Genomic DNA, 791 nt, shown 5'->3' on the forward strand with positions numbered 1-791 from the left:
TCCCCTGGTTCGCCTCTTACGCCTATATATTCAGCGTAAGATACTCATCTTATGATGAGTGGGTTTCCCCATTCAGAAATGTCCGGGTCACAGGTTGTTGCCACCTCACCGAACCTTATCGCAGGCTACCACGTCTTTCATCGCCTCTGACTGCCTAGGCATCCACCGTGTGCGCTTCATTGCTTGACCCTATAACCCGAAGGAGTCTGGGGTTCGCAATGATAACGATTGCCGGATACGCTTGAGACGTATCACAAAACAATTTACGTAAGAACGTTCGAAAACGTTCTTGTCAGCATGATATACATTGTTAAAGAGCAGCTGTTCAATGAACAGTGATAAGAAGACGCGTTACGTCGTGCTTATCAATGGTCACGAAACAATCACAAACGGGGTTTATCTAAACGAGAAGATAATGGTGGAGCCAAGCGGGATCGAACCGCTGACCTCCTGCGTGCAAGGCAGGCGCTCTCCCAGCTGAGCTATGGCCCCATTGTTTTTGCAAAACCAACCTCTTGTATAAATTTCTGTGACACAAGACGAAACACAGCAGCGCATAGCGAAACTATACGAAGCTCGTTTTAACACTTGGCACAGGAATTTGGTGGGTCTGGGCAGACTTGAACTGCCGACCTCACCCTTATCAGGGGTGCGCTCTAACCAACTGAGCTACAGACCCAAGAGGGGATCGTGCATCAACCGTTTGCTCTACTATCTGATCAGGTAATTCATTGTGAGCGCTTACCGCGAGGAGTGATGCATCGTTTAAGGAGGTGATCCAGCCGCAGGTT

The 791-nt window shown here is 48.8% G+C and carries 2 tRNA genes and 1 rRNA gene; all 3 read right to left on the minus strand.

What is annotated here, in order from left to right:
• Positions 1–189 (minus strand): 23S ribosomal RNA (locus R0J87_RS18320); the annotation flags it as partial.
• Between the two features lie 227 nt (positions 190–416).
• Positions 417–492, minus strand: a tRNA-Ala gene (locus tag R0J87_RS18325).
• A 110-nt stretch (positions 493–602) separates the two neighbouring features.
• Positions 603–679 (minus strand) — tRNA-Ile (locus R0J87_RS18330).
• Positions 680–791 lie beyond the last annotated feature (112 nt).

Source organism: Halomonas sp. SIMBA_159 (assembly GCF_046536035.1).
Classification (GTDB): domain Bacteria; phylum Pseudomonadota; class Gammaproteobacteria; order Pseudomonadales; family Halomonadaceae; genus Vreelandella; species Vreelandella venusta_A.